Source organism: Spiribacter curvatus (assembly GCF_000485905.1).
Lineage (GTDB): Bacteria > Pseudomonadota > Gammaproteobacteria > Nitrococcales > Nitrococcaceae > Spiribacter > Spiribacter curvatus.
Genome location: NC_022664.1, coordinates 1,813,929 through 1,836,276, shown reverse-complemented (window position 1 = coordinate 1,836,276; position 22,348 = coordinate 1,813,929). Strand labels below are relative to the sequence as shown.

26 protein-coding genes and 1 pseudogene are annotated in these 22,348 nt (G+C 66.3%); 15 read left to right on the top strand and 12 right to left on the bottom strand.

What is annotated here, in order from left to right; all coding sequences use genetic code 11:
- Positions 1 to 24: 24 nt before the first annotated feature.
- Together SPICUR_RS09015 and rfbB are read left to right on the top strand one after the other, a co-directional pair.
- Positions 25 to 309, top strand: coding sequence for a type II toxin-antitoxin system Phd/YefM family antitoxin (locus SPICUR_RS09015; protein ID WP_023368243.1), 285 nt, complete (start codon positions 25 to 27; stop codon positions 307 to 309).
- 53 nt (positions 310 to 362) lie between these two features.
- Positions 363 to 1,457 carry a dTDP-glucose 4,6-dehydratase gene (rfbB, locus tag SPICUR_RS09010; RefSeq protein WP_023368241.1) on the top strand — a complete coding sequence of 365 codons (1,095 nt, stop codon included), beginning with the start codon at positions 363 to 365 and terminating at the stop codon, positions 1,455 to 1,457.
- A 42-nt stretch (positions 1,458 to 1,499) separates the two neighbouring features.
- Here rfbB and SPICUR_RS09825 read toward each other — a convergent pair whose 3' ends face one another.
- Both SPICUR_RS09825 and SPICUR_RS09820 read right to left on the bottom strand, forming a co-directional pair.
- Complete coding sequence (locus tag SPICUR_RS09825; protein ID WP_076742149.1) at positions 1,500 to 2,060, bottom strand: GNAT family N-acetyltransferase; 561 nt, start codon at positions 2,058 to 2,060, stop codon at positions 1,500 to 1,502.
- Positions 2,050 to 2,250, bottom strand: a complete 201-nt coding sequence (locus tag SPICUR_RS09820; protein ID WP_237220360.1) for a type II toxin-antitoxin system TacA family antitoxin — start codon at positions 2,248 to 2,250, stop codon at positions 2,050 to 2,052. Before SPICUR_RS09820 ends, SPICUR_RS09825 begins: the two co-directional genes overlap by 11 nt.
- A gap of 256 nt (positions 2,251 to 2,506) precedes the next feature.
- Between SPICUR_RS09820 and SPICUR_RS09000 the strand changes: the two genes are divergently transcribed.
- Positions 2,507 to 3,058: a glutathione peroxidase gene (locus SPICUR_RS09000; protein WP_418064546.1), complete on the top strand. Its 552-nt coding sequence runs from the start codon at positions 2,507 to 2,509 to the stop codon at positions 3,056 to 3,058.
- A 9-nt stretch (positions 3,059 to 3,067) separates the two neighbouring features.
- Positions 3,068 to 3,868, top strand: coding sequence for an ElyC/SanA/YdcF family protein (locus SPICUR_RS08995; protein ID WP_023368231.1), 801 nt, complete (start codon positions 3,068 to 3,070; stop codon positions 3,866 to 3,868).
- Between the two features lie 28 nt (positions 3,869 to 3,896).
- On the opposite strand, the gene SPICUR_RS08990 is transcribed toward SPICUR_RS08995, so the two are convergent.
- Both SPICUR_RS08990 and rpiA read right to left on the bottom strand, forming a co-directional pair.
- A complete protein-coding gene (locus SPICUR_RS08990; RefSeq protein ID WP_202951845.1) occupies positions 3,897 to 4,106 on the bottom strand; it encodes a DUF2905 domain-containing protein in 210 nt (69 codons plus the stop codon).
- Positions 4,103 to 4,765 carry a ribose-5-phosphate isomerase RpiA gene (gene rpiA, locus SPICUR_RS08985; protein ID WP_023368227.1) on the bottom strand — a complete coding sequence of 221 codons (663 nt, stop codon included), beginning with the start codon at positions 4,763 to 4,765 and terminating at the stop codon, positions 4,103 to 4,105. The genes SPICUR_RS08990 and rpiA overlap by 4 nt, the downstream gene beginning before the upstream one ends.
- Positions 4,766 to 4,816: 51 nt before the next feature.
- On the opposite strand from rpiA, the gene ilvA reads away from it, so the two are divergent.
- Positions 4,817 to 6,328 carry a threonine ammonia-lyase, biosynthetic gene (gene ilvA, locus SPICUR_RS08980; RefSeq protein WP_023368225.1) on the top strand — a complete coding sequence of 504 codons (1,512 nt, stop codon included), beginning with the start codon at positions 4,817 to 4,819 and terminating at the stop codon, positions 6,326 to 6,328.
- A gap of 79 nt (positions 6,329 to 6,407) precedes the next feature.
- On the opposite strand, the gene SPICUR_RS08975 is transcribed toward ilvA, so the two are convergent.
- Positions 6,408 to 6,764: a TraR/DksA family transcriptional regulator gene (locus tag SPICUR_RS08975; protein ID WP_023368223.1), complete on the bottom strand. Its 357-nt coding sequence runs from the start codon at positions 6,762 to 6,764 to the stop codon at positions 6,408 to 6,410.
- Positions 6,765 to 7,324: 560 nt separating this feature from the next.
- Between SPICUR_RS08975 and SPICUR_RS08970 the strand changes: the two genes are divergently transcribed.
- The 6 genes from SPICUR_RS08970 (at position 7,325) to SPICUR_RS10040 (ending at position 9,435) form a co-directional block, all read left to right on the top strand.
- On the top strand, positions 7,325 to 7,636 hold the full coding sequence (locus tag SPICUR_RS08970) for a type II toxin-antitoxin system RelE/ParE family toxin (protein ID WP_237220330.1): 312 nt from the start codon (positions 7,325 to 7,327) through the stop codon (positions 7,634 to 7,636).
- The gene (locus tag SPICUR_RS09815; protein ID WP_023368219.1) at positions 7,629 to 8,000 is read left to right on the top strand and encodes a HigA family addiction module antitoxin; all 372 of its coding nucleotides are present in this window, start codon (positions 7,629 to 7,631) and stop codon (positions 7,998 to 8,000) included. Before SPICUR_RS08970 ends, SPICUR_RS09815 begins: the two co-directional genes overlap by 8 nt.
- A 123-nt stretch (positions 8,001 to 8,123) precedes the next feature.
- Complete coding sequence (locus SPICUR_RS08960; protein ID WP_023368216.1) at positions 8,124 to 8,339, top strand: DUF1289 domain-containing protein; 216 nt, start codon at positions 8,124 to 8,126, stop codon at positions 8,337 to 8,339.
- Entirely contained in the window at positions 8,308 to 8,577 is a 270-nt protein-coding gene (locus tag SPICUR_RS08955) for a cysteine-rich CWC family protein (RefSeq protein ID WP_023368214.1), read from the top strand. The genes SPICUR_RS08960 and SPICUR_RS08955 overlap by 32 nt, the downstream gene beginning before the upstream one ends.
- Positions 8,578 to 8,589: 12 nt before the next feature.
- Positions 8,590 to 9,102, top strand: coding sequence for an adenine phosphoribosyltransferase (locus tag SPICUR_RS08950; protein ID WP_023368212.1), 513 nt, complete (start codon positions 8,590 to 8,592; stop codon positions 9,100 to 9,102).
- Between the two features lie 117 nt (positions 9,103 to 9,219).
- Entirely contained in the window at positions 9,220 to 9,435 is a 216-nt protein-coding gene (locus tag SPICUR_RS10040; protein WP_023368210.1) for a hypothetical protein, read from the top strand.
- A gap of 59 nt (positions 9,436 to 9,494) precedes the next feature.
- On the opposite strand, the gene SPICUR_RS08940 is transcribed toward SPICUR_RS10040, so the two are convergent.
- The 4 genes and pseudogenes from SPICUR_RS08940 to SPICUR_RS08925 form a co-directional block, all read right to left on the bottom strand.
- Complete coding sequence (locus SPICUR_RS08940) at positions 9,495 to 10,289, bottom strand: ABC transporter permease (protein ID WP_041381889.1); 795 nt, start codon at positions 10,287 to 10,289, stop codon at positions 9,495 to 9,497.
- Between the two features lie 2 nt (positions 10,290 to 10,291).
- A pseudogene (locus SPICUR_RS08935) lies at positions 10,292 to 11,306 on the bottom strand (ATP-binding cassette domain-containing protein).
- On the bottom strand, positions 11,306 to 14,359 hold the full coding sequence (locus tag SPICUR_RS08930) for an efflux RND transporter permease subunit (protein ID WP_023368206.1): 3,054 nt from the start codon (positions 14,357 to 14,359) through the stop codon (positions 11,306 to 11,308). Before SPICUR_RS08930 ends, SPICUR_RS08935 begins: the two are co-directional and overlap by 1 nt.
- The gene (locus tag SPICUR_RS08925) at positions 14,356 to 15,456 is read right to left on the bottom strand and encodes an efflux RND transporter periplasmic adaptor subunit (protein ID WP_041381886.1); all 1,101 of its coding nucleotides are present in this window, start codon (positions 15,454 to 15,456) and stop codon (positions 14,356 to 14,358) included. The genes SPICUR_RS08930 and SPICUR_RS08925 overlap by 4 nt, the downstream gene beginning before the upstream one ends.
- Before the next feature lie 69 nt (positions 15,457 to 15,525).
- Here SPICUR_RS08925 and SPICUR_RS08920 point away from each other — a divergent pair, with 69 nt between their 5' ends.
- Positions 15,526 to 16,371 (top strand): universal stress protein, encoded by an 846-nt coding sequence (locus tag SPICUR_RS08920; RefSeq protein ID WP_023368202.1) that lies wholly within the window; start codon positions 15,526 to 15,528, stop codon positions 16,369 to 16,371.
- Between the two features lie 17 nt (positions 16,372 to 16,388).
- Here SPICUR_RS08920 and SPICUR_RS08915 read toward each other — a convergent pair whose 3' ends face one another.
- The 3 genes from SPICUR_RS08915 to folE are packed head-to-tail and all read right to left on the bottom strand — an operon-like array spanning position 16,389 to position 18,004.
- Positions 16,389 to 17,039 carry a LysE family translocator gene (locus SPICUR_RS08915; protein ID WP_023368200.1) on the bottom strand — a complete coding sequence of 217 codons (651 nt, stop codon included), beginning with the start codon at positions 17,037 to 17,039 and terminating at the stop codon, positions 16,389 to 16,391.
- A gap of 24 nt (positions 17,040 to 17,063) precedes the next feature.
- The gene (gene folX / locus SPICUR_RS08910; RefSeq protein WP_023368198.1) at positions 17,064 to 17,444 is read right to left on the bottom strand and encodes a dihydroneopterin triphosphate 2'-epimerase; all 381 of its coding nucleotides are present in this window, start codon (positions 17,442 to 17,444) and stop codon (positions 17,064 to 17,066) included.
- The gene (gene folE, locus SPICUR_RS08905) at positions 17,441 to 18,004 is read right to left on the bottom strand and encodes a GTP cyclohydrolase I FolE (protein WP_041382569.1); all 564 of its coding nucleotides are present in this window, start codon (positions 18,002 to 18,004) and stop codon (positions 17,441 to 17,443) included. Before folE ends, folX begins: the two co-directional genes overlap by 4 nt.
- A gap of 120 nt (positions 18,005 to 18,124) precedes the next feature.
- Here folE and SPICUR_RS08900 point away from each other — a divergent pair, with 120 nt between their 5' ends.
- From SPICUR_RS08900 to wrbA, 3 genes are read left to right on the top strand one after another with little or no spacing between them, the layout of a single operon-like run.
- Positions 18,125 to 20,428, top strand: a complete 2,304-nt coding sequence (locus tag SPICUR_RS08900) for a glycoside hydrolase family 15 protein (RefSeq protein ID WP_023368194.1) — start codon at positions 18,125 to 18,127, stop codon at positions 20,426 to 20,428.
- Positions 20,425 to 21,723 (top strand): glycosyltransferase, encoded by a 1,299-nt coding sequence (locus tag SPICUR_RS08895; protein ID WP_023368192.1) that lies wholly within the window; start codon positions 20,425 to 20,427, stop codon positions 21,721 to 21,723. The genes SPICUR_RS08900 and SPICUR_RS08895 overlap by 4 nt, the downstream gene beginning before the upstream one ends.
- A 21-nt stretch (positions 21,724 to 21,744) precedes the next feature.
- Entirely contained in the window at positions 21,745 to 22,347 is a 603-nt protein-coding gene (gene wrbA, locus SPICUR_RS08890; protein WP_023368190.1) for an NAD(P)H:quinone oxidoreductase, read from the top strand.
- Position 22,348: the final 1 nt, after the last annotated feature.

The window sequence follows — 22,348 nt, the reverse complement described above, 5'->3', positions numbered from 1 at the left end:
CCGAGCGCGGCAACGGCGACTACCTTGGACGGAACACTGGTCACCAAGCGGTGCATGACGATGGATGCCGGTTCCATAACGCTCCCCAAGGCCAAGGCACATCTCCATGAGCTGGCGGATCGTGCCGAACGGGGTGAGTCGGTGACGATCACTCGGCACGGACGGCCAGTTGTCCGACTTGTCCCCGTCGAGGTCGAACGCCAGCCCATTAATGCCGACAGGCTGCGCACGTTGACTGATCAGATGCCGATGGCTGGAGAGGAATCCGGTTTGTTCATGCGCCGGGCGCGGGAGAGTGAACGTTTCTAGCGTCGATAAGCTCAGCGTGAGCGCGCGATCCCCCTTTTGCTAGACTCAATCCCATGAAAATCCTCATCACCGGTGGCGCCGGGTTCATCGGCTCGGCGCTCATCCGCCAACTTCGCAGTGACCGGCGGGCCGAAATCGTCAACGTCGATGCGCTCACCTACGCCGGCAACCCCGAGTCCCTCCCCGGGCTCGAGCATGATCCCGGGTATCGGTTCGAGCGGGTGGATATCCGCGATCGCGAGGCCCTCGAACGGGTCTTTCGTGAGCATCGCCCTGATGCCGTGATGCACCTTGCCGCCGAGAGCCATGTGGACCGCTCGATCCTCGGCCCCGGCGTGTTCGTCGATACCAACGTGGTCGGCACGCAGAACCTGCTCGACGTCGTCCGCGCTTACTGGGAGGGGCTCGACGACCGCCCCGAGGCCAGTGGCTCGAGCCCGCGCGAGGGCTTCCGCCTGCATCACATATCGACGGACGAGGTCTTCGGCGACCTGCCGACCGACGCGCCGGCGTTCACCGAGGCGACGCCCTACGCACCGAGCTCGCCCTACGCCGCCAGCAAGGCCGCGAGCGATCATCTGGTCCGCGCCTGGCACCGCACCTATGGTCTGCCGGTGGTGATCACCAACTGCTCGAACAACTACGGGCCCTACCAGTTTCCGGAAAAGCTCATCCCGCTGATGATCCTGAACGCGCTTGCCGGCAAGCCCCTGCCGGTCTACGGCGATGGGGGACAGATCCGCGACTGGCTGCATGTGGACGATCACGCCGAGGCGCTGTGGGCGGTCCTACAGCACGGCAAGATCGGTCGCACCTACAACATTGGTGGGGATGCCGAGCGCACCAACCGCGAGGTGGTCGAGGCGCTGTGCGAGACGCTCGAGACGATCCAGCCCACGGAGACCGGCAGTGGCTATCGCACCCTCATCACCTCGGTCACCGACCGGCCCGGCCATGACCGGCGTTATGCGATCGACAGTCGGCGCATTCAGCACGAGCTCGGCTGGCGGCCGGCCCACACCTTTGAGCAGGGCCTGTGCGAGACCGTGCAGTGGTATCTGGACCACCCCGAGTGGGTCGCCCGCGTTCAGTCGGGTGCCTACCGCGAGTGGATCGAGGCTAACTACGCCAGGCGCAATAGGCCCTGAGGATCTTGTCAGACGACGCCCTGGCCGGGAAACAGCGCCTGATCAATGGGCTGCGGCGCGGCGCAATGTATCCAGAGTGATGAACATGCGCCCTGGTTGACTCGGGAAAGAATGAAAACCGAGCGCAGTGTAAAATGCTTGTCGGCGGCGCGCGGCATCTTCGCCGTCGTCATCGAGCACATCCAGAACAAGCGCCGCGAGTCCGATCTGAGTGGCGGCATTAAGCACGCGCTGGAACGCATCCGCTATCAGCAACCGCCCCAATCCGCGTCCCTGAACGGGGGACGAAACGCCAAGCATCGAGAGGTAAGCAGCCGGTATCGCGCCATGGGGTGGTACGTTGCGCAAGAGACGTCGGGGTAGTTCGGGAACGTCGGGCAGGTCGAGCCGGTGAGCGTTCAAGGCGTAGTATCCGACGACCACTGCATCCGCCGATACCGCGACTTGAACCCGCGTGTGATCATCGGCCTGCTGTTTTCTGGCTGACCGCTTGAGAAAGTTGTCGACTCGCGTGATACCCGATGCGAACGCTGTGCGGTCATGCCTTCCAGGGTCGAGCGGCTCGATGCGAACGCGCTGAAGATAGTCAGGATCAGTCGGCATCGCCACGAGTGCTGCGGTGCAATTCGAAAAGCCCGCGGAGTGACTCGGTCGGCTCTGCCGGCGTGTCAAGTGCGGCAAGGAATGCCTTGCTATCGGCCTCGCTCAAATGGCTTCGCTCATGGGACTCTATAGTACCTCGCGCATGTTCATGGAGGACGCTGAGTGCATAACTCGTATCCTCCATGCCCATCAGGCTGGCAGCCCGATGAATATCGGCTTTGAGCGAGGGCGGTGCGCGAAACTCCAGACGCGCTGAACGCTTTTCATGGGAATGACGGCTATCCACTGTTCGATCTCCTTAATGGGATGATTAAAGTACGGCATAATGCCGTACAAATCAAGTATTGATCGCGCCCACTGGATCGCTCTCGGGCACCGCATGGTCTACAAAACCGTTGATGGAGCGCGGATAATGGCTCAGCTCCGCTATTACGATGGAGGGACCGATCATGAGACTCGCCTGCATTGCCGCACTGCTGACGGCCCTGATCACCGGAGGACTCTTCATGACATCCACGGCCAAGGCCAACGACTGGCTCGATCACGACATGCGCCGTCTGCACTCGAGTGAGACGGTGAATGTCCAGGCGCTGGCGGACGGGGCGCCGGCGGTATTGCTGGTCAACACCGCCAGTCACTGCGGCTTCACCGGTCAGTTCGAAGGATTGGAGGCGCTGCATCAGGCCTATGCCGATCATGGGCTCAAGGTGATCGGGTTCTCGTCGGATTCCTTCAATCAGGAGGCCGATGACGAGGCGGCCGCCGCGGAGACCTGCTTTGTGAACTTCGGAGTGAGCTTCGACATGATGGCGACCGTGCCGGTCCGCGGCGGCGATGCCCACCCGGTGTTCGCCGAACTGGCGCGTCAGTCCCGTGCCCCGCGCTGGAATTTCAACAAGTACCTGATCAATCCCGCCGGCGAGGTGGTCGAGGTGTTCGGGGCGATGACCCGACCTGGCTCGGATAAGGTCAAGCGCGCGATCGAGCGGTTGTTGTAGCCCCGATCCATGTTCTTTTTCACCAAACTCGCCGGCGCGCTACTAAAGCCACTCAGCCTGGTCGTCATCGCCCTGCTGGTGGGGCTTTTGATGGCGGCGCTGACGCGCTTCCGGCGCAGCGGTCTGGCGCTGATGGGGGTGACAACGCTGTCGCTCGCCTTGATCAGTTGGTGGCCGGTGTCGAACAGCCTGATGGCGCCGCTGGAAGGCGGATACCCACCCCTGGCAGTGAGCACACCCGCTGAACCCACCGAGCAGATGCTGCCGCAGGACGTCGCAGTCATCGTGGTGCTGGGCGGCGGCGCCGTGGATGATCCGTCCCTGCCGTTGAGCGCCCAGCTCTCGGCGACATCCCTGCAGCGACTCATCGAGGGCATTCGGTTGTGGCGGATGCGGCCCGACGCTTTGCTGGTGACCAGCGGCGCCCTGCCACGCGGCCGGTCCCAGGCTGCTATTGCCGCGGATATGGCCGTAGCGCTGGGCGTGCCGCGGGCGCAGATCCGGATGCTGCCGGCGGCGCGGAATACCGACGAGGAGGCGGCGGCTTATGCCGAATGGGTGAGCACCCGCGATGACAACACGGCGGGCTTGCGCCAGCCGCTGCTGGTCAGCTCGGCGAGCCATCTGCCGCGGGCCGTCGCCGCGTTTGAGCACGAGGGCATCGAACCGCGACCGGCCCCGACCGCCTATCGGGCCATCCCACAGCGGTTCGCCCGCCCGGGTGACTTCGCCCCCAGCGCCGATGACCTGCGCACCACCGAGGCGGCCTGGCATGAGTATCTGGGCCGGGTATGGGCCAGGCTGCGCTAATCGCCGTCACCCCCCGTCTGCCGCGCGTTTAACGCCGCAGCCACCAGATAATCACCGACACCACAACGCTGACAATGATTGAGGTGGTGATCGGGAAATAGCCGGTGAACCCCTCGCGACGGATCACGATATCCCCCGGCAGCCGACCGAGGCCGATTCTGCTGATCACCGGCCAGAGTAGACCAATGACCAGGATCGCAATGCCAAGCGTGATCAGCGCCTTCTGCATGCCGCTCAGGCAGCGGTGAACCGCTGCACCCCGGTGTCTGTCCCCACCAGTAGTTCATCCGCCGGCCGCAGGGCGAACAGCCCATTGGTGACCACGCCGGCGATGTCGTTGAGCTGGCGTTCCATGGCGATGGGCTGGGACAGATCCAGGTGCCGGACATCAAGGATGAGGTTGCCATTATCGGTGGTGAACCCCTCGCGTAACGCCGGATGACCGCCGAGCCGGACGAGCGCACGGCCGACGTGGGAGCGCGCCATGGGGATGACCTCGATGGGCAGCGGGAAGTCCCCGAGCGCGGTCACCCACTTGCTCTCATCGACAATGCAGACGAACTGCCGCGCGATGGCGGCGACGATCTTCTCGCGGGTGAGTGCGCCGCCACCGCCCTTGACCATCTGCAGGTGGCGGGTGATCTCGTCGGCGCCGTCCACATAAACGCTCAGCTCACCGACGCTGTTGGCGTCGCGGACCTCAATGCCGTGTCGACGCAGCCGCGCGGCGCTGACCTCGGAGGCGGCAACCGCGGCCTCAATGCGGATATCCGAGGCGGCGAGGGCGTCGATGAACTGATCGACGGTGGAACCACTGCCAACACCGATCACGCTGTCGGGTTCGATCCTATCGACGGCGGCCTCGGCGGCGGCGCGTTTCTGGGTGTCGACGCTCATGGCTTGTCTCTCCTGTACACTGTCGCCCTTTGGGCTGATTCCCGGTTGGGCATGAAATCCTATCTACAACGCATTCTGACAGCGAGTGTCTATGATGTCGCTGAGCAGACACCGCTGACCCGCGCGACTAACCTCTCGCGTCGGCTGGGCAACGAGATCCTGCTCAAGCGCGAGGACATGCAGCCGGTGTTCTCGTTCAAGATCCGCGGGGCGTATAACAAGATCGCGAGCCTCACCGAGGCGCAGCGCCAGAAGGGCGTGATCTGCTCGTCCGCGGGCAACCACGCCCAGGGCGTGGCGATCTCGGCACAGAAGCTTGGCATCAAGGCGACCATCGTCATGCCGCGGACCACGCCGAGCATCAAGGTGGATGCGGTGCGCAACTTCGGTGGCCGGGTGGTGCTCCACGGCGATAATTACGATGCCGCCAAGGCCCATGCCGCCAAGCTCATCGAGGAGCGCGGGCTGACGTTCATCCCGCCCTATGATGACCCGGACGTGATCGCCGGGCAGGGCACGGTGGGCATGGAGATCCTCAGTCAGCACCCACGACCCATCGATGCGGTGTTCGTGCCGGTGGGCGGGGGCGGCCTGATCGCCGGGATCGCCGCGTATATCAAGCAGCTCCGCCCGGATATCCGCATCATCGCGGTCGAGCCCGAGGATGCGCCAACGCTGGCGAGCGCGATGGCCGCCGGCGAGCGGGTGACGCTCGATGAGGTGGGGATCTTTGCCGACGGCGTGGCGGTGCGCCAGATCGGCGAGGAGACCTTCCGGATTGCCCGCGAGCTGGTGGATGAGTGCATGCTGGTGAGCACCGATGAGATCTGTGCCGGCATCAAGGATATCTTCGAGGATACCCGTACGGTGATGGAGCCCGCCGGTGCGCTGGCGGTCGCCGGGATCAAGAAATATGTCGAACAGCGTGGCGTGACCGGTGAGACGCTGATCGGCATTAATTGCGGCGCCAATATGAATTTCTCGCGCCTGGGCCATGTCGCCGAGCGCGCCGAGCTGGGTGAGCATCGCGAGGCGGTGCTGGCGGTGACCATCCCGGAGCGGCCGGGGAGCTTTCGGGAATTCTGTGAGACTATCGGCAATCGCGCCATTACCGAGTTCAACTATCGGTTCGCGCATGCCGACGAGGCCCATGTGTTCGCGGGGATCGGCCTGAACGATGGCCTGGCGGAGCGCGATGAGGTGGTTGAGGCGCTGCAGGCGAAGGGCTACCCGGTGCTGGATCTGACCGATGATGAGATGTCGAAGGTGCATGTACGGCATATGGTCGGTGGCCGCGGCCATAACGTCGATCACGAGGTGCTCTATCAGGTGCGCTTCCCGGAGCGCCCCGGCGCGCTGCTGAACTTTCTCAAGCGCCTGGGCCGGCGCTGGAATATCTCGCTGTTCCACTACCGCAACCACGGGGCGGACTATGGCCGGGTATTGGTCGGGATCCAGGTGCCGCCGGATCAGCGTGAGAAGTTCGAGGAGAGCCTGGATAAGCTCGGGTATCCGTATCGCAACGAGTCGGATAACCCGGCGTATGCGCTGTTCCTGAGCTAGCGGAGTACACGCCGCGCCGCGCATTGCCCACCGCTGGGGGCGTGGCGCTCGCCGCTCGCCGCTCGCCGCGAGCGGGTTGCTAGTCCGCGCAGTCGATGCAGCGCGTCGCGGCCGGGTCGATCTCGAGGCGTTTCGGGTTGATGAGCTCACCACAGCGCAGGCACTCGCCGTAGGTCCCATCGTCGCATCGTTGTAGCGCCGAGGTGATGCGCGTGAGCGTGAGCTGGGCGCGCTCGTTGGTCGCCTGAGCCATCGCCTGCTGCTGGAGCGCGTCCATGCGCGAGAGCCGCCCGACCCGGGTCTGGTCGAGCTCCACCGTCGCGCGTGAGTCGTCGCGCGCCTGGTTCTGACCCTCGATCTCGGCGCGTAATGCATGCAACCGCTCGCGGAAGTGCGGGATATCGATGCCGTCGTCCTGCATGTCGTCGTCTTGCATGGTGAACGACACTACCACGCCGAAGGGCGTTGTCTGTGTTTTCCAGCGACCGAGTCACGCGTGACGGAGAACGTCCCGCACCGCACCGCTCGACGTCCGCCATCCCGCATGAAGCGAAGGGCATGAACGGCCGCTATGACCGGATCGGCGGCGTCAGGTCGGTCGTATTCTCATGCCCTTCGTTGAACGGACAACGTTATGAGGTTTAACGGAGTCTGAAGCGCGTTACCCCCCTCCCTGAGAACATGATGCATCTCTTCCCTCCTATGATTGCCCCGCTCGACCCACCGTTAATCGGCTTCGCGCCCAGCCACACCCCAGCACTACCCCAGCACCGCCCCAGCACCGCCGCGTTGCCCGACGAACGGCCACCTCACCCACCGTCATCCATGATTAACTGGCCCCGACATCCGACATCCGACATCCGACATCCGACATCCGACATCCGACATCCGACGCTCAACGCCGATCAGCCACCTGCACAGAGGCCGCCATCGATGATTCGATCCTTTGCCTCGCCGGACCTGCTAGCCGTCTGGCGCGGACGACAGCCGGAATGCATGCATCCGAGGCTCGCCTTCGCCGTGCGACGCGATCTCGCGATCATTCATGCCGCCATCGACCAGAATGACCTCCTCCAGGCCTGCGGCGAGCGTCTCCAGCCGCTCGAGGACCCGTCCGTGCCCTTCGATGCCGATGCCGATCCCAACGGCATCCCCATCAACACAGCAGATGAGATCACCGCTCTCGGCGCGCCCAATGAACTGAAGACCCTGCGCGTCGGCTACGGCTGGTGGCTCATTTTCCAGTTCCGCGCCGGTGATGCCCAAGGCATCGACCTTGAAGCCGTCCCCGAGCCAAGCGATGATTGAAAGACAGCCCCCAACCGCGCCTCGCCTGACCGACGACGCCGAATCACCCATTCCGCCGGGGCAGGTCCTTGGCAGCGAGTTCATGGTTCCGCGGATGATGAGCGCCTCATTGCTCGCCCGCGCCCTGGGTGTGCCGGTCAACCGGATCACTGACATCCTTGGTGGCAAACGCCGGATCACCGCTCGAACAGCCCTATTGCTTGCCGAGTATTTCCACACTTCCCCGGAATTCTGGCTCCGTCTTCAGATGGACGCCGATCTCCGGCAGGCCCGTCGGGATCGATGCAACCGCTGCCACACGCGCAGGATGGCGATCGAGCGCCCCCAACACCGTCCCCAATACCGCCCCCAACACAGCCCTTAAAACGCCCGCCCGACCGGCGCAATGCACACGGACCGCGCCTGCTGACCGCACCCACAGGCCGCGTCATTGTCCTTCAGCTTGGGTTTCTGGTAGAACGTATCCCCAACATATTGTGGAGGACGCATGAGCGCATCATCACCCTGTATCAGCATCTGCGAAGTCGAGGACGGCCGCTGCATCGGTTGTGGACGCACCGAGACCGAGATCGTCGAGTGGCGCGACTATCCCGAGGACAAGCGCCTCGCGATCATGGACCGGCTCGACGAGGAGGCGGCCAACGGCGGCTGGCTGGCGGCGGATGCGTTCGATGCCGGTGCGGGCCGGCGGGCTGATGCCTGAGCACGAGCCCAAGCGCTGTCCCCGCTGCGGCAACGACTTCGAGTGCCGCCTGGGGACGATCCATCGCTGCCAGTGCGTCGACATCATGCTCGGTGATGACATGCGCGAGTCCATTGCCGCGACCTACGACGACTGCCTGTGCCGGGCCTGCCTGCTCGAGCTGGCCGAGACTCCGACCCGCGCCACCACCTCGCAGGCGCGGCGCGTTTCCCGCTATCATGGACAGACCAAGGATTGAGGAGACGGAGCCGTGACCGCCACCATCGAGGACCGAGACGCCGCCGTTGCCCAGGTCGAGGGCCTTATCCGCGACATTCCCGACTTCCCCAAGCCGGGGATCATCTTCAAGGACATCACGCCGCTGCTCGGCGATGCCGAGGGCTTTAAAACGGCCGTGGATCTGCTGGCCGAAGACCTGCAGGGTCCGGCCCCGGAGTACATCGTCGGCACCGAGTCACGCGGGTTCATCTTTGGCGCCGCGCTCGCTTACCGCATTGGCGCCGGCTTCATCCCCGTGCGCAAGCCCGGCAAGCTGCCATCCGACGTCTACGCCTGCGAGTATCAGCTTGAATACGGCACCGACGCGCTTGAGGTGCATCGCGATGCGCTGGCTCATGGCGCCCGCACGCTGATCGTCGACGATCTGCTGGCCACTGGGGGAACGGCCCGGGCCACCGGTGATCTGCTGCGTCGGCTGGGGGCGGAGATGCTCGGCTACAGCTTCATCATCGAGCTGGGTTTCTCAACGCCCGCGAACACATGACCGACGCGCCGGTGCACTCGCTGATCCAGTATTGAAGCGAGATGGATAGTTGAATGTCCTCCTGCGGGACTTTTGGATATTCAGGGATCCATTCTATGGCCGCCAGGCAAAGAGTTTATGCGCGCAGGCATCACCCGTGTGACGCTGCGGCGCATTGAAAACGGTGACCCGGGCACTGACATCGGGCTTTATTTCGAGGCCGCCACCATTGTGGGTGTGCCGCTTTTCAGTGCGAGCCCGGCAGAGCTGCGACGCGCCAACCATGAAGCCGCGGATCGACTGACGCTCCTGCCACGTCACGCCCACTCCCCCAGAGTGGATGATGATTTCTAGCGCCGAGCAGCCGCTGGGCGCCTACGTCTGGATCTGGCTGCCGGAGCGGACAGAGCCGGTCACCGGATCAGCCGTCGCCGCGCCAGGGCCGCGCTGATCCAGTAGCTGCCCACCGCATAGCCCAGGATCACCGCCAGATGCAGTACCGGTGCGTCGACGGCCGTGCCGGTCATCAGCGGCCGGACCAGCATCACCACATGCGCGAGCGGCAGGAACTGCGCGCCGATGCCCACCGCGTCGGGCAGCCCCGATAGCGGAAAGAATACGCCCGAGAGCAGCAGCATCGGCGTCATCACCAGCGTGAAGTAGTACAGAAAGAAATCGTAGCTCGGCGAAATCGCGGTGACGATCATCGCGATACCGGCAAACGAGAACCCCGCCAGCAGGATCACCGGCAGCACCAGCAGCGCCTCGGGCCCGGCGACCAGGCCCAGCACCGACGCCACCAGCACGATGGCGCTCGCGTTGATCAGTGCCTTGGTGGCCGCCCAGGCGATCTCACCCAGCACCACGTCATCGACGTTCATGGGGGCGGCGAGCATCGCCGCCCAGGTCTGCTGCTGGGTGAGCCGGGTGTAGGCGGAGTAGAGCGCCTCGAAGGTGGCGCCGGTCATCGCCGCCGAGCAGACGATGCCGCTCGCCAGGAACACCATATAGGGCATGGATTCGACCTCGCCGACGAACTGCCCCAGCCCATAACCGAGTGCCAGCAGATACAGCACCGGCTCGCCGAAGTTGCCGAGCAGCGAGGGCAGCATGAGCTTGCGCCACACCCGCAGGTTGCGCAGCCACACGGCGATGAACCGCAGGCTGAGCTGCGGGGCGGTTTTCAGGTGGTCAGCAACGCTTGCCATCATCAGTCGCGGAGCTCCCGTCCGGTCAGGCGCAGAAAGACATCCTCAAGGCTTGCCGGCCGGTAGAGATACCCCGGCCCGATCAGTGCCTCGATGCGCTGGATCAACGCCTCGCGATCCTGGCCATAGATCAGCACCGTCTCGCCCACCGGCTCGATCCGAAAGCCGGCGTCCGCCAGCGGTGCCAGCCGTCCGCCGACGGCACCACCGCCATCGCGGCCATCGCCGTGCGCCTCGACCCGCCCCGCGACATCCGCGCGGACATCGGGGTCGATATCACCGGCTCTGTTCAGCCGCCCCATCCACTGCATGGCCTGATCGCCGCGCAGCTCCACCACATGCGGCTCGATATGCGCGGCAATCAGCGCCGCCGGGCTGTCGCAGGCGACGATCCGGCCGTGATCGATGATCGCGGCGCGGTCGCAGAGCCGCTCGGCCTCTTCCATGTAATGGGTGGTCAGCAGCAGGGTGCGGCCCTGGCGGCGCAGCGTGTGCATGCGCTCCCAGATGTGCTGGCGGGCCTGCGGGTCCAGCCCGGTGCTGGGCTCGTCCAGGGCGAGCAGCTCCGGGTCGTTCACCAGCGCCCGGGCCAGCGTCAGGCGGCGCTTCATGCCCCCCGACAGCCCCTGGATGGGGTCATCGGCCCGGTCGGTCAGCTCGGCGAAGGCGAGCAGCGAGTCCATCCGCGCCTCCACTGCCCGGCGCCGGGCGCCGTAGTAGGCCCCGTAGGTGATGAGGTTTTCGCGCACGCTGAAGTCCGGATCCAGGTTGTCGAACTGCGGCACGATCCCGGCGCGCTCACGCATGGCCCGGGCCCGCTGCGGGATCGGCTCCCGCGGCACCCCCGCTGCTGGGGGGTGTGAGCCCCAGCAGCATGCGCAGCGTGGTGGTCTTGCCGGCGCCGTTGGGCCCCAGCAGCGCAAAGCACTCGCCCGCCTCGATGGTCAGGTCAATGCCATCCACCACCGTCGTCGTGCCGTAGATCCGGGTCAGTCCCCGGGCCGTCACCGCCGCCATCAGGCCGCTGCCGCCTCCGACGGGCTGGCGTTATGGTCCCGCGCCAGCAGCAGATAGAACGCGGGCAGCACGAACAGCGTAAAGACCGTGCCGATGCCAAGCCCCGTGGCGACGGTCAGGCCGATGTGGAAGCGGCTCACCGCGCCCGGACCGGTGGCGATGAGCAGCGGCACCATGGCCATGATCAGCGCCAGCGAGGTCATAATGATCGGCCGCAGGCGGATGGCGGCGGCCTCCTCGACCGCGTCACGCTTGCCCAGTCCCTTATTGATCTGCAGGTTATTGGCGAACTCGACGATCAGGATGCCGTTTTTGGCCACCACGCCGATCAGCGTGATCAGCCCTACCTGGGTGTAGATGTTCACCGTCGCGAACCCGAGGGTGATGAACGCCAGCGCCCCGGCGATGCTCAGTGGCACCGAGACCAGGATGATCGCCGGATCACGCCAGCTCTCGAACTGCGCGGCGAGCACCAGATAGATCACCAGGATCGACAGGAAGAAGGTCAGCACCAGCGCCCCGCCCTGACCGGCGAACTGCCGCGACTGACCGGTGTAGTCGATGTTATAGCTCGCCGGCAGGATCTGACCGGCGGTGGTCTCGAGATAGTTCAGCGCATCCCCCAGCGGCACACCCGGTGCCGGGATCCCCTCGAGCGTCACCGAATTGAGCTGCTGGAACTGGTTGCGTGAGCTCGGCACCACCGAGTCTTCCAGCGTCACCAGACTCGAGAGTGGCACCGACTCGCCCTGGGGCGTCTCGATGTAGTAGTCCTCGAGCATCGAGGCATCGGCCCGGAACGGGCGATCGACCTGCGGGATGACCTTGTAGCTGCGGCCATCGAGGTTGAAGCGGTTGACGTAACCGCCGCCCAGCATCCCTGACAGACTGCTCCCCAGGTCCGCCATGCTGATGCCCATGTCCGCCGCCTTGTCGCGATCGACGTTGACGGTGGTCAGTGGGCGGTCGAACTCCACGGATTTATTCAGGAACAGGAAGTTGCCGCTGCCCATGGCCTGGCCGATGAAATCGTCCGCGACGCTGTCGAGGGCCTCATAGCTCGCCGAGGTGGTGAGCACGAACTGCACCGGTAGGCCGCCGCCGGATCCGGGCAGACTCGGCCGCGGGAACACCGCCGTATCAAGCCCGGGGTTGGGCGTGAACTTGGCGTTGACCTCCTGCTGCACCTCGGTCTGGCTGCGTTCGCGCTCGCCGGTGGGCACCATCTTGAACCCGCCGAATACGGTATCCGGCGACAGCCCGCCGAGGATCATGAACGACTCGCTGTACTCATCGATGCTCTCCGCCGCGGTCTGATAGCGCTCGGCGAACTCGGAGAGATAATCGAACGTCGCCGTCCGCGGCGCGGTGCCCTGGAAGAACAGAATGCTCTGATCCTCGGTGGGGGCGAGCTCGTTCTGGCTCATGGTGAACATGAAGTAGTTCGAGCCGAGCACGACCACGCCAAACAGGATCAGCACGCTCTTGGTGTCCAGCAGGCTGTGGAGGCTGCGCTTATAGGCCGCCGACAGGCCGTTGAACGCCCGCTCGACAAAGGCCTCGAAGCGCCCCGGATTGCCGCCCGGCTTGAGCACCGCCGCGGAGATCATGGGCGAGAAGGTCAGCGCCACGATCCCGGAGATGAGCACCGCACCGGCCAGGGTGAAGGCGAACTCGGTGAACAGCGTCCCCACCAGACCGCCCATGAACCCGATCGGGGCATAGACCGCGAGCAGCGTCGTGGTCATGGCGATAATGGGCACGGCCAGCTCACGGGCGCCCATCAGGGCGGCGTCGATGTTGGAATAGCCCTCCTCGATATGGCGGTGGATGTTCTCCACCACGATGATGGCGTCGTCGACCACCAGACCGATGGCGAGCACCATCGAGAGCAGGGTGAGGAGGTTGATGGAGTAACCGAGCGCGATCATGACCGTCGCCGCGCCCACCAGTGACAGCGGCACGGCCAGCGAGGGCACGATGGCCGCGCGGATCGAGCCGATGGTCAGGAAGATCACCACCAGCACGATCAGCACCGCCTCGGCGATGGTCTTGAAGACCTCGTTGATGGAGTCCTCGATGAACTCACTGGCGTCATAGGGCAGGGCGAGCTGGACGTCGTCCGGGAGCTGATCGCGCAGGTTGGGCAGTTGCTCGCGCACGGCACCGGCCACATCCAGCGGGTTGGCGCCGGGGGCCTGCTCGACGGCGATGAACACCGAGGGCTGGCCCTTGTACCAGGCCGCCGAGGCGTAGGTCTCGGAGCCGAAGTTGGTCGAGGCGACATCCTCGAGCCGCACCACGGTACCGTTCTGCTCGCGGATCACCAGCCGCTGGAAGGCATCGGGGTCGCTCACGTCGGTGGTCACCGACAGGTTGATGCGGGTGTAGGGGCCCTTGGTGTTGCCAATGCCCGCCTGGTAGTTGTTGGCGCGCAGGACGTCGCGGACCTCGCTCGCGGTGACGTTTAGCGCGGCCATCCGCTCTGGGTCCAGCCAGATGCGCATCGCCGGCGAGCGCCCGAACACCCGCGCCTTGGACACGCCCTCCAGGGCCTGGACCTGGGGCTGGATGACGCGGTTCACGAAATCGGTGATCTCCGGGACCTTCACCGACTCGCTGTAGATCGCCAGGTACATGAGCGCGGTCTGATCGCCGGTGCTCGACTCGATGACCGGGTCCTGGGCGGCGTCGGGCAGCACGTTGCGCTGGCTGCCCACCTTGGCCTGGATCTCCGAGACGGCATCGTTGGCGTCATAGTTGAGCGCCATGTTCACCTCGATGGTGGACTGGCCCTGACGGCTCTCGGAGGTGATGTAGTCGATGCCGTTGGCCTCGGCGATGGCCTGCTGCAGCGGCTGGGTGATGAAGCCCTGCACCAGCTCGCTGTCCGCGCCCGGGAAGGTGGTGGTGACGGTCACCACGGTGTTCTCGGTGGAGGGATACTGGCGGACCTCGAGCAGATCCAGCGAGCGCACGCCGGCGAGCAGGATCAGCAGACTGATCACCGTCGCCAGCACCGGCCGGTGGATGAAGATGTCGGTGAATTTCATCGCCCGCTCACCTCAGAAGGCTCGAGGCGCATGGTCTCGTCGATGGTGACGGGCTGACCGGGGCGGACTTTCACCAGACCGGCGGCCACCACGCGCTCGCCCTCGTCGAGGCCATTGGTGACCTCGACCCGGCCGTCGCGGACCTCACCGGTCTCGATCTGCACCCGCTCGGAGACCAGGCCATCGTCGGTCTCGTTGATGCGCAGCACGAAATCGCCGTAGGTGTTGAAGCTCACCGCCGTGCGCGGAATGGTGATCACCGAGCGCTCCATCGGCTCAAGCACCGTCACCTCGGCGAACATGCCCGGGCGCAGACGGCCGTCCGGATTATCCAGCGTGGCGCGGATCGATACCGCCCGCGTTGCCTCACTGATGGCGCTGTCGATGGCGGTGATCGTGCCCTCGAAGGTCTCCTCGAAGGCGCTGGTGTCCACCTCGATGGCCTGACCGGATTCGATATCGGTGAGGAAGCGCTCGGGGAGGCTGAAATCGGCGTAGATCGGGTCCAGGCGCTGGAGCTCGACGATGTCGCTGCCCGGCGAGAGATACTGACCGACACTCACCCGGCGGATGCCGAGCACGCCCTGGAAGGGCGCGCGGATGGTCTTCTGCGCAAGCCGCTCCTGCTGGGTGTTCACCGCGGCGTTGGCGCTGTCGAGCCGGGCCCGCGCCTCGTCGAACTCGGACTGCGAGATCGCCCGCTGGGGGAGCAGATCCTCGGCGCGGTTGAACTCGATGCGCGCCAGTTCCGCTTCGGTCTCCAGCCCGCGGAGCTGGGCCTCGTCGACATCGGTGTCGAGGCGCACCAGCCGGTCACCCTGTGCGACCGGGTCGCCCGAGTCGAAGTCGATGGTGTCGATGGTGCCGGCGACCTCGGTGCTGACCGCGACCTTATCCACGGCGGTCAGGCCGCCAACGCTGCTGCGCTCGCCCTGCCACTGTTCGGTCGCCACCGCCGTGGCGGTGATATTGACCGGTCGTTGTCCGCCGCCCGGGCCGCCGCCCTGCATCTGCACGAAATACTTGTAGCCGAAGATGCCACCGAAAATGCCGCCCAGCAGGAGCAGGGCGATCAGCAAACGAATGAATACTCTCATAACCTGCCTGACAGTCCATTGAGGATAAAGTTGTTAGTGTAGCAGCGACACTCACAGAGGAGAGGGATCATGGCTCGCTCAGTCCTGCTTTATCTGCACAAGGACGGTCACGAGGCCGATCACGTCGCCGCCGCGGCCGATCTGGCCACCGCTCACGAGGCCCATCTCACCGGGCTCGCGGTGGCCGAGCCGCTGGCCGCCCACGCCGAATACCTGCCACCGGAGGCGCTGGATCGTTACCGCGAGGCCTGGCAGGTGCGCAACGCCGGGCTCGAGACGGTCTTCCGTGACGGGGTGTCGCACTATGCCCTCAGCACCGAATGGCGCTCGGTGGAGGATCTGCGGGTCGATCGCAGCACGCTGGATGTCATCGCCCAGCAGGCCCGCTACGCCGATCTGCTGGTGGTCGGGCAGATCGACCCCGACCGGCCCGCCGATCTGGTGCCCTCGGATCTGCCCGGGCAGGCGGCGGTGCTCGCCGGCCGGCCGGTGCTGGCGATCCCCTACGCGTGGAAGCGCCGGGCGATCGGTCACCGCGTGATCATCGCCTGGGATGGTGGTCGGGAGTCCGCCCGGGCGGTGGGGGATGCCCTGCCGTTGCTGCGTCGGGCCGACGAGGTCCAGGTCGCGGTGATCGGTACCGAGTCGAGCGGGCGCGCTGGCCGCCATGGCGATCTGCCCGGCGCGGATATCGCCGCCTATCTGGCGCGCCACGACATCCGCGTCACCGCGACCCATCAGGGCAGTGTCGACATCCCCGTGGCGGATGCGCTGCTCTCGGCCGCGGCGGATGCCGATGCCGATCTGCTGGTGATGGGCGCCTACGGGCGTTCGCGCTTTCGCGAGATGGTGATGGGCGGTACGACCCGGCGCATCCTCTCTGAGATGACGTTGCCGGTCATGCTCTCGCACTGAGCGTCGCGCGGGCGCGCTCATCGGATCACCGTGGCGGCGGTGCTGAGGGCGAGAAACACCAGTACCGCACCGGTGAGGCGCTCGATCCAGACCCGGTGGCGGCGCAGCCAGGCCGCGCCGCCGCTGGCCGACAGGCCCATGGCGACAAGCGCATACCAGCCGGCATCCACCGTGGTCGCCGTGCCGGCAAGGACCGCCACCGTCCAGCCATTGGCATCGGTGGAGACGAACTGACTGAAAAGCGCCACGAAGAACACCGCGATCTTTGGGTTGAGCAGCGCCATGGCGAGGCCGTCACGCGCCGCCGCCAGACCGCCGGGCGTGCCGCCATGGGCGGCCCCGGCCGGGCCGGCAGGCGCCTCAGACGCCCCGGCAGCACCTGAGTGCGTTGCCTGCATGGCGCTGGCACCAAGCCAGAGCAGATAGGCGGCGCCGGCCAGCGTGATCGCGGTGAATAACGGCTGCTGGGTGGCAATGACCGCGGCCAGCCCCAGCGCCGTTGCCAGGGCATAGACCCCGACCCCCAGGCCGTGACTGAGGGCGGTGATCAGTCCCGCACCGCGGCCGCGGTTGATGGTGCTGCGCACCACCAGCGCCAGACTGGGACCCGGCGACATGGCACCGAGCACGCAGACGGCGACCAGGGCCAGCCAGGCGGAGAGGGTCACGGTCGCCGCTGCCGGACCCGGCCGCTAGTCGCGGCTCGCGGCCATGGTGAGTGACACCGAGTCGGCAAAGCGCAGGGCGTGGGGTTTATCGACCTCCACCTCGGTGTGCCGCACCGCCGTGTGGGCCATCACCAGCTCGACCAGGTCGTTGACCAGCTTTTCGAGCAGCAGAAAGCGATTGTCCTCGACATGGGCGATGACCTGCTTGGTGATGGTCTTGTAATCCAGCGCCTCGTCGACCTCGTCACCCCGGGCGGCGGACAGGGCGTCGTAGTCGATGTGGATGTTGACGACCACGTCCTGGCGCTTGCGCTGTTCCTCGTCGTTGAATCCGACGAAGGTGCGCAGGCGCAGGTCCTTGACGCGGATGCGCGACAGCGGGCGTTGCACGCTGGCCCCACTCATGCCGGCCGCCGGCGGATGAGCTGGAGGAATTCGTTGCGGGCCGATACCGACTCACGGAAGGTCCCGAGCATCACCGATGAGCTCATCTCGGCGTTCTGCTTGCTCACGCCCCGCATCATCATGCACATATGCTGGGCATCCATCTGCACGGCGACGCCGCGGGCCTGAGTGACATGCTGGATCGCCTCGGCCACTTCGCGGGCGAGGTTCTCCTGGATCTGCAGGCGCCGGGCGTACATATCGACGATGCGCGCGATCTTCGAGAGCCCGATCACCCGGCCATCGGGGATGTAGCCCACCTGGGCATGGCCGAAGAATGGCAGGACGTGATGCTCGCAGAGCGAGTAGAATTCGACATCACGAACAATGACCATTTCGTCATTGTCCGATTCGAACATCGCGCCATTGACCAGCTCGTCGAGCGACTGGTGATAGCCCTGGGTGAGGTATTCCATCGCCCGGGCGGCACGATAGGGGGTTTTCTCGAGGCCACCGCGGCGGGTGTCTTCACCCAGGCCCGTGATGATCTGCTCGAAATGATGGTCCAGATCCGGATTCATCATCGATCTCCGTTCGATTGAAAGATAGGGGGTGGCGTACGGCAGGTCGGACAGAACTTTTACACAGTTGTTTCAGAAATTCGACCAATGGGGCATCTAACGATGCGATGGATGGCAATAATGCGCTGGCTGCCCTGGCGCTGGATGGTCCGCCGGGCGGCCCGCTCCCAGGGCTTTATGGACCCGCTCGCGTTCATGGCGCGACTGCGCCGGTTCGGCCAGCCCTCGGAAGTGGCCGAGCCCATCGAGCTGCTACGCGCCGGCATGATCTTCCATGCCCGGGGGTTGATCAACACCCGCGTCATCCAGCACAACCTCGACTGGATCTGGCCCTACTGGATCGAGCAGCAGTTCGATCCCGAAAGCCCGGCCTTCCTGCCGCGGGCGTTCAGCATCACCCATGTCAACCTGACCCACCGCAACTGGACCGCGGTGGGCCGGCCCGACTGCGCGTCGCTGCCGATCGTCGATCCGCGCGGACTGGTGACACCGCTCACCGACAGTGCGTCGGTGGATGCCTGGGTGCTTGGTGATGATGGAGCCTCGTTGATCCCCTCGCGGCTGGCGACGCTCGAGCAGCGCCTCGAGAACCCGGCCGATGATCTCTGCGTGGTGACCGAGGCCGAGGCGGATGGCCTGCGGCTCGCGAGCCGCGCCCGGGTGGTCAACAGCGGTCATGGCCATCAGCTCCAGTGCCGCTACACCGCCACCGCGCCGGCGGGCGGCCGGCTGGCGGTGGCCCTGCGGCCCTACAATCCCGAGGGCATCAGCTTCATCCACCGGCTTGATCAAATGCCCGGCGGGAACGATGGCACGCCGGCCTGGCACTGGCGGATGTATGACGAGCAGCATGTCGTCCACCCCGCCGCGCTGGATTTCGACACCCGCCCCGATCGCATCGACCAGTCGGATTACGAGCACGGCGATGTCGCCAATCAGCTGTCCGCCCCGGGCGAGGCGGTCACCGCCCATCGCAACGACTGCGACACCGGGCTGATCACCGCCGCGGCGCAGTTCGACCTCGCCCCCGGCGAATCCCGCACCGTGACGCTGTCCGTGCCGCTGCCGGCGGCGACCGAGCCACCGCCGCCGGCCTCATGGGCAGAGGCGCTGGCGCCGGCGGCGCGGCTGGATGTGCCCGACAGCGACTATCAGCGCCTCTACGACACGGCGCTGCGCACGCTGCTGATGCACTCGGTGGAGGACATCTACCCCGGCCCCTATACCTACAAGCGGTTCTGGTTCCGCGATGCCGCGTTCATCATCCATGGGCTGTTCAACGCCGGGTTGATCGAGCGCGGCCGTCGGGCGCTGGCGCGATTCCCCGGCCGCCAGACGCTTGCCACCGGCTATTTCCACAGCCAGGAAGGTGAGTGGGACTCCAACGGTCAGGCGTTGTGGATCATCGCCCGCCACTACGCGCTGACCGGCGAGTGGCCGCCCGGCGCGGATCGCGCCGAGTGGCAGCGGGTCATCCGGCGCGGCGTTCAGTGGGTGGCGCGCAAGCGCCTGCCCACGGACAGCGACCGGCCCGAGGCGGGACTGCTGCCGGCGGGGTTCAGCGCCGAGCACCTGGGGCCCAATGACTATTACTACTGGGACGATCAATGGGCCTATGGTGGGCTACGCGCCGCCGCGGCGCTGATGCGCACCGAAGGGGCGGCGGCGCTCGCCGAATGGATCGATGCCGAGGCGGATGATCTCGGTGCCAGCCTCGAGCGGGCCTACGCCGCCGATCGCAAGCGGCTCGGTGCTGTCATGATGCCGGCCTCGCCACGGCGGCGCATGGATGCCGGGGCGATCGGCTCGATCGCCGCGGGCTTCCCGCTGCAGACCCTGGCCGGCGACGATGAGCGTCTGCTGGGCACGGTTCGCTACCTGCTGGACGCGCATCGAGTCAACGGCGGTTTTTTCCAGGAGATGATCCACTCCGGTGTCAACGCCTATCTCACCCTCCATCTCGCCCAGGTGCTGCTCCGGGCCGGGGATGCCGATGGCCTGGCGCTGATGGATGCGGTGGCGCGGCTCGCCAGTCCCACCGGCCAGTGGCCCGAGGCGATCCACCCGCGCACCGATGGCGGCTGCATGGGGGATGGCCAGCATGTCTGGGCGGCGGCCGAGTGGGTGTCGATGCTGCGCAACGCCTTCTGCCGCGAGGAGGATGACGGGCTGGTGATCGGTGCCGGTGTCCAGCCGCGCTGGCTGGCGGCACGCACCGGCTTTGGCTTTGGCCCCACCCCCACGGTCTTCGGCGCGGTGAGCCTGCGCTTCGAGCCGCTGGACGCGGGCGGGCATCGGGTCCGCTGGACCATCGACGGCGACCGCGCGGGACCGGCCTGGATCCGGCTGGCGGTGCCGGGTCATCCGGCGGTGGACTGCGCCACCGGGGCCGGCGAGGCCGAGCTGCCGGAGGCCGGCGTGTGAACATCGTCATGATGACCAATACCTATACCCCGCATGTCGGGGGAGTGGCGCGATCCGTCTCCGCTTTCACCGAGGGCTTTCGTGACCGCGGTCACCGGGTGCTGGTGGTCGCGCCGGTCTTTCCGGATATGCCCGCGGATGAGCCCGATGTGGTGCGCATCCCGGCGATCCAGAACTTCAACGGCAGTGATTTCTCGGTGGTGCTGCCGGTGCCCGGGCAGCTCGATGAGGCGCTGGACGCCTTCGAGCCCGACATCATCCACGCCCATCATCCGTTCCTGATCGGCTCCACGGCGATGCGCGTGGCGGCGGGTCGTGAGTGCCCGCTGGTGTTCACCCATCACACCCTCTACGAGGCCTATACCCACTATGTGCCGGGCGATTCCACAGCGCTCAAGCGCTTCGTGGTGGCGCTCTCCACCAGCTATGCCAATAGCGCCGACCAGGTCTTCGCCCCCAGCGAGAGCGTCGCCGGGCTGCTCCACGAGCGCGGCGTGGTCTCGCCGATGGATGTCGTGCCGACCGGCATCGACCGCGCCGCGTTCAGTGGCGGTGACCGTGCCGCCGGCCGCCAGCGACTGGGCATTGATGCCGGGGCGCGGGTGATCGGCCATGTCGGCCGCCTCGCCGAGGAGAAAAACCTGGGTTATCTCGCCGCCGCGCTGGTGGCGGCGGCGCGGCAGGATCCTGCCGTGGTCTGTCTGGTGGTGGGCGACGGGCCGGCGGGTGAGCGCATTGATGCCATCTTTGCCGGGGCGGACCTCGCCGACCGGCTGGTCCGCCCCGGTGCGCTGGCGCTGCCGGCCCTCGCCGACGCCTATGCAGCCATGGATGTATTCGCCTTCGCATCGCTCACCGAGACCCAGGGGCTGGTGCTCGCGGAGGCCATGACCGCCGGGGTGCCGGTGGTGGCGCTGGACGCGTCGGGTGCACGCGAGGTGGTGAACGGTGATAATGGGGTGTTATTGCCCGAGGATGCCGATCAGACGACGTTCGCCCGGGCGCTGCTCGACTGGGCGACGGTGACCGGGGCGGCCCGTGACCGGCTGCGACAGGCGCTGGCCGAAACCGCCACGGCCTATTCGCTGTCAAGCTGTGTCGATCGGGCGCTGGCGCTCTACGCGGCGCGCTGCGCCGAGCGCGACAGCCACCGGGCGCCGCTCCGCGATGCCGCCCGCGAGGCCTGGCAGCGTAACCTGCGCCGGGTGCAGGCCGAATGGGCGGTGATCCGCGGCATGGCCCGGGCGGCGGGCAAGGCACTGGGGCCGGATGACGGCTCCGACGAATTTCTCTAACCGACACAAGGAACAACACCTATGAGCCGCATTCTGGTTCTCTATTACAGCACCTGGGGACACGTCGAGACGATGGCCGGCGCCATCGCCGAGGGCGCCCGCGCCGTTGACGGCACCGAGGTGGTCGTCAAGCGCGTGCCCGAGCTCATGCCCGAAGATGTGGCGAAGAGCGCCGGCGCCAAGCTCGATCAGGCGGCGCCGGTGGCGAGCCCGGACGAGCTCGCCGACTACGACGGCATCATCTTCGGCACCCCGACCCGGTTCGGCAACATGGCCGCGCAGATGCGCAACTTTCTCGACCAGACCGGATCGCTATGGGCCGGGGGCAAGCTGATCGGCAAGGTGGGGAGCGTATTCGCCAGTACCGGCAGCCAGCATGGCGGCCAGGAGACCACGCTGACCTCGTTCCACACGACGCTGTTCCACCAGGGCATGGTCGTGGTGGGGGTGCCCTACTCCTGCCAGGCGCTCACCACCATGGACGAGATCACCGGCGGCACGCCCTATGGCGCAACCACCCTCTCTGATGGCGATGGCAGCCGCCAGCCGAGCGCGAACGAGCTCGAGATCGCGCGTTTCCAGGGTCAGCATGTGGCGGGCATCGCCGCCCGACTGGCCGACTAGG